A 4872-nucleotide genomic window follows, 5' to 3' on the forward strand; every position below is an offset into this window, starting at 1 on the left:
GCATCGGGTGGGGCGCCCTCGCGCGTACGGAGCGGACGGGGATCAGCCCGCGAGCAGCTTCTTCACCGCGGCGGCGACCCGGCCGCCCTCGGCCTGACCGGCCACCTTCGGGTTCACGATCTTCATGACCGCCCCCATGGCACGCGGGCCCTCGGCGCCCGCGGCCTTCGCCTCCTCGACGGCAGCGGCGACGATCCCGTCGAGCTCCTCGTCACTGAGCTGCTTCGGCAGGTACGCGTCGAGCACGAGGCCCTCGGCCTTCTCCCGCTCCGCAGACTCGGTACGACCGCCCTGGGCGAAGGCGTCCGCGGCCTCGCGGCGCTTCTTCGCCTCCTTCGCGATCACCTTCTGCACCTCGTCGTCGGAGAGTTCGCGCTTGGTCTTGCCCGCGACCTCCTCCTTGGTGATGGCGGCGATGGTCAGCCGCAGGGTCGAGGAGCGGAGCTCGTCGCGCTCTTTGATCGCGGCGTTGAGGTCGTCCTGGAGCTTGGCCTTGAGCGTGGTCATGGGGACAAGTGTGGCAGGTGCCCCAGCCGTACCGCCCGCGCATTTCGGCCCAGCGGGTCTGCGACGATGGGGAGATGCGCGCACGGTACGGCACCCCTCTGAAGATCACGGCAGGCCTCACGGCGACGGCAGCCGCCGGACTCGTCTACTCCGCGGGCTTCGAAGCCCGCTCCTTCCGGCTTCGCCGCGTGACGGTGCCCGTCCTCCCGCGCGGCATGCGCGACCTCCGGGTCCTCCAGGTCTCCGACATCCACATGGTGAACGGCCAGCGCAAGAAGCGGGCCTGGCTGCAGTCCCTCGCGGGGCTGCGCCCCGACTTCGTCGTCAACACCGGAGACAACCTCTCCGACACCGAGGCCGTGCCCGAGGTGCTCGACGCGCTGGGGCCGCTGATGGAGTTCCCCGGCGTGTACGTCTTCGGCTCCAACGACTACTACGGGCCCCGCCCCCGCAACCCCGCCCGCTACCTGCTGGAGAAGGTGCAGGGACGCCACGGCCTCAACGGCAACAAGCCCGTCGTCGGCGCCGTCCACAACCCGTGGGAGGACATGCGGGACGCCTTCGACGCGGCCGGCTGGGTGGACCTCACCAACACCCGCGGCCGGCTGAAGCTGCCGCAGGCCGAACTCGCCTTCACCGGCCTGGACGACCCGCACATCAAGCGCGACCGGTACGAACACGTGGCCGGCGGCCCGGACGACTCCGCCGACTTCACCGTGGGCATCGTGCACGCCCCGTACCTGCGCGCGCTCGACGCCTTCACCGCCGAGGGGTACGAGCTGATCCTCGCCGGGCACACCCACGGCGGACAGGTGTGCATCCCCTTCTACGGGGCGCTCGTCACCAACTGCGACCTCGACACGGACCGGGTCAAGGGGCTCTCCACGCACACGGTCGCCGACCGCACCTCCTACCTGCACGTCTCGGCGGGCTGCGGCGCCAACCGGTACACCCCGGTCCGCTTCGCTTGCCCTCCCGAGGTCACCCTGCTCACCCTGACCGCACGCCCCTGAGCACCTAACGTGGGGGCATGCTCACGCCCCACACCACGGCCGCATCGGCCGCCGCGACCACGCCCCCCGTCGAGCGGCGCCCCATCGCGGCGGCCTTCCGCGGACTGATCGCCCTGGCCGCGGCGACGGGGCTGGCCATCGAGTGCGCCTACGGAAACGTGCTCGTCGTCCTGAGCTTCTTCACCATCTGGTCGAACATCCTGGTCGCCGTCGTCCTGGGCCGGGGCGCCTTCCGGGCCTGGATCCGCCGCCCGCCGCTGCCCGCGCCGTGGACCGGCGGGGCGCTGCTCTGCATCTCGGTCGTCGGCCTCGTCTTCCACCTGGTGCTCGACAACGGGGCCAGCGAGTTCAACCAGGCCGCCGAGATCGCCCGCCTGACCGGAGCCAGGGCCGTCGCCAACCAGCTCCTGCACACCGTGACACCGATCGGCACGGCCCTCGACTTCCTCCTGCTCACGGCTCCCGGCGCGCTCCGCTGGCGCCATGCGGCCCAATGGCTCGCCGCTCCGGGCCTCTACTTCGCGTTCGCCCTGATCCGCGGCGCGCTGCTCTCCCCCGATGCACCCACCCGCTACACCTACCCCTTCCTCGACGTGACCGCCCACGGCTACGCAGGGGTCCTCGCCCACGCCGTGGTCCTCGGAGCGGCCTTCTACGTCCTCGGCCTCACGATCGTGGGACTCGACCGCATCCGACCTGCGCCACGGTCCCTCGGATACCGGATTTCGCCTGAGCGCGCGCGTGGGCTAAAGTAATCGATGTCGCCGCGACGTGAAGAACAGAGCAGCGACATCGGGGTGTAGCGCAGCTTGGCAGCGCGCTTCGTTCGGGACGAAGAGGTCGTGGGTTCAAATCCCGCCACCCCGACAGAGTAAGACCAGGTCAGGGGCCTGATCCGCGAGAGCGGGTCAGGCCCCTGAGTGGTTTTTTGGGTCTCTTGGGAGCCGTTCGGGAGCCGAATCAGAGACCTGGCTCCCCTCCCCCCACCTGGGCTACCCCAGGGGCAGCGGGGCCAGGCGGGCGCCTGCCGGGCGGGAAGCGCGTGGGCCAAGAGGAACTCGGTCGCTCCTGCGGTGACCTCAGCGAAGGAGGCGTGGGCGGCCTCGGAATCCATCTCGTGCCGGTTCGCAGCGGTGGCGGTGACCAGCAGGCGCCGCGCCAGCCCCGCCCCGCATGACTGATGAGCGTGTCACTTGAGCACCAAGGCCTGCGCCCACTCCACGGCTCGAAGATCACCGGCAGTCGAGCCGCGGGGTGCGGATGCCCTGGAAGTTGGAGCCGCAGGCCACCGACTGGTCCGCCCGTCACGCTGAACCACCCGATGTCAGTCCCCAGGCGCATGCTGATCTGTTCGCAACAGAATCCCAGCCAACCACTAGATGTTGTGCCAGCATTCCGCGACACGCCCACAAGTTGTGGTGGAGCACCCCCAATGGCGGAGGGAGGCGCTACGCTACTCACAGCGCGAAAAGACCCCGGCTCGGAGGGACCGAGTTGGGGTCGATACCTGCCATGCCGGGGTCAAGTGCGTTCCTAGGCGCCCGACGACCGTACACGGAGCCGGCCTTCACCGTGAAGTCCGCTCGCCGTTCTTGACAGGTATCCAGCATGGAAGGCAGGTGATCACCATGGCTACGAAGAAGATCGCACCCGGCACCCCGGCCCCGAACTCGGGGCAGTACCGGCCGGTGGGCGGCGGTAGCGAAATCACCGCCGTTCAGGGCAAGCCGCTGCCGCCGACGCCGACGGCCGGTACCGGCTGGAAGCTGGTCGACAAGACCAAGCACAAGCCGAAGGGCAAGTGAGCCAAGGGGCAGACTCTCCTGAGTCTGCCCCTTGGGCGTAGACAGCCACTCCAGGTCCTGGATTCAAATCCCGCCGCCCGACCACCAGTAAGAACAGGTCCCTGGCCGGCCTCGATCTCCTGCAAGCAGCTGCCCCGGCACATACCCCACACGTAGGCTCAGGGCGCCTGGCCTGAGTGCGCCGGGCTGACGGCAAGCGGCAGGGGACATTGTGGATCATCTCTTCACCGTCGACGGGAGCTCGGCCACGCCCGTCTCGCCGACCGAGCTGGCCTCGGAAGGACTCCTCGAACGAAAGCACCTTCAGGAGTGGGTGATCGAGCACCCTCAGGTCCTCGGCGATTCGGTGCTCGTGATCACCGCGGAGTTCGACCGCTGGGCTGACACGGACGGGGTGCCTGCTCGGGACCGGCTGGACGTTCTGGGTCTGGATGCCACCGGTCGGCTCGTGGTGGTCGAACTGAAGCGAGGGACAGCCGACCGAAACGTTCACCTCCAAGCAATCACCTACGCGGCCCTGGTGTCCCGGTTCGACCTCGACACCCTGGCCCAGGCGCACCGGGAGTTCGTGAAGGGCCGTGGCGAGACTCTCGAGCTCGATGCGTGCCGGCAGCGTCTCCTCGACCATGTGGACGGCGAATGGAGTCCGGAGCTCCTCCAGCGCCCCAGGCAGGTGATCATCGCCGCTGATTTCCCCAAGCAAGTCACCCACACTGTGGTCTGGTTGTCGGAGATGAACCTCGACATCGACCTCATCCAGGTGGGCCTCTGGAAGGTGCAGGGCCAGCTCCTCGCAGGCTTCACCAAGGTCTACCCCACCCCTGAGGTGGAGGAGTTCACCCTCGCCCCGACCCGGATCGAAGCCAAGGCCGCTGCCCAGAAGCTGGCGGAACGCAAGCGGGCCCAGAACGCCGTACATGTCATCGTCGATGCCGGACTGCTCCCGAATGGGACCTCTCTCCGTCTGACCCCGAGGCATGGAGCCACCGAGGACATCCGCGATGCCATTCGCGCCTGGGTCGATGACGACGAGAGCCGTGCCCGTGCCACGTGGAACAACATCACGGCCAAGCCGCTGATCTGGGCAGCAGACGGGAAGGGGTACTCCCCGACCGGACTGGCCAACTACATCTTCACCAGCGCGACCGGACGAAAGGCAGATGGCATACAGGGCCCCACCTGGTGGGATGTCGACACCACTCATGTCCCCGAGGGCATTGACCCCAATGAATGGGCAGCCCTGGGCGGCGCGAACCTCACTGAGTTGGCCAAGCGGCTTAACGGCACCAACGACGACTGAACGCACCACAATGGCGCCTTCGCCGCCTGGCTGATCGCGCTGACGAAGCACGGGGCCCAGCACATTGTTCGTGCGGGCCCCGTGTGGGTCATCACCCAGCTAGCACCAGCTCGTGGACGCTGCGTACGCGCAGAAGCTCGTTGAGCACGCGCACTGAGCTGTACTGAGATTTGTGGAGTCCCTGATGCCAGGGTTACGGTCCTGGCGAAGGAGATCCACCAGCACCATGGCAGCACCCCGTAAATAT

5 protein-coding genes and 1 tRNA gene are annotated in these 4872 nt (G+C 68.2%); 5 read left to right on the forward strand and 1 reads right to left on the reverse strand.

The features are described 5' to 3' along the window. Positions 1 to 42: 42 nt before the first annotated feature. The gene (locus tag ACFW2Y_RS34695; protein ID WP_384887397.1) at positions 43 to 507 is read right to left on the reverse strand and encodes a GatB/YqeY domain-containing protein; all 465 of its coding nucleotides are present in this window, start codon (positions 505 to 507) and stop codon (positions 43 to 45) included. Positions 508 to 581: 74 nt separating this feature from the next. Between ACFW2Y_RS34695 and ACFW2Y_RS34700 the strand changes: the two genes are divergently transcribed. The 5 genes from ACFW2Y_RS34700 to ACFW2Y_RS34720 all read left to right on the forward strand — a co-directional run bounded on the left by ACFW2Y_RS34700 (position 582) and on the right by ACFW2Y_RS34720 (position 4625). Then, complete coding sequence (locus ACFW2Y_RS34700; RefSeq protein WP_384887400.1) at positions 582 to 1520, forward strand: metallophosphoesterase; 939 nt, start codon at positions 582 to 584, stop codon at positions 1518 to 1520. A gap of 17 nt (positions 1521 to 1537) precedes the next feature. Further along, positions 1538 to 2275 (forward strand): Pr6Pr family membrane protein, encoded by a 738-nt coding sequence (locus tag ACFW2Y_RS34705; RefSeq protein ID WP_384887403.1) that lies wholly within the window; start codon positions 1538 to 1540, stop codon positions 2273 to 2275. Between the two features lie 38 nt (positions 2276 to 2313). Further along, positions 2314 to 2387: transfer RNA gene (locus tag ACFW2Y_RS34710), tRNA-Pro, on the forward strand. Between the two features lie 761 nt (positions 2388 to 3148). After that, positions 3149 to 3325: a hypothetical protein gene (locus ACFW2Y_RS34715; protein ID WP_384563729.1), complete on the forward strand. Its 177-nt coding sequence runs from the start codon at positions 3149 to 3151 to the stop codon at positions 3323 to 3325. Positions 3326 to 3638: 313 nt separating this feature from the next. Then, positions 3639 to 4625, forward strand: a complete 987-nt coding sequence (locus ACFW2Y_RS34720) for a DNA-binding protein (RefSeq protein ID WP_384887406.1) — start codon at positions 3639 to 3641, stop codon at positions 4623 to 4625. Positions 4626 to 4872: the final 247 nt, after the last annotated feature.

The sequence above is a fragment of the Streptomyces sp. NPDC058877 genome, assembly GCF_042742855.1.
Taxonomy (GTDB): Bacteria; Actinomycetota; Actinomycetes; order Streptomycetales; family Streptomycetaceae; genus Streptomyces.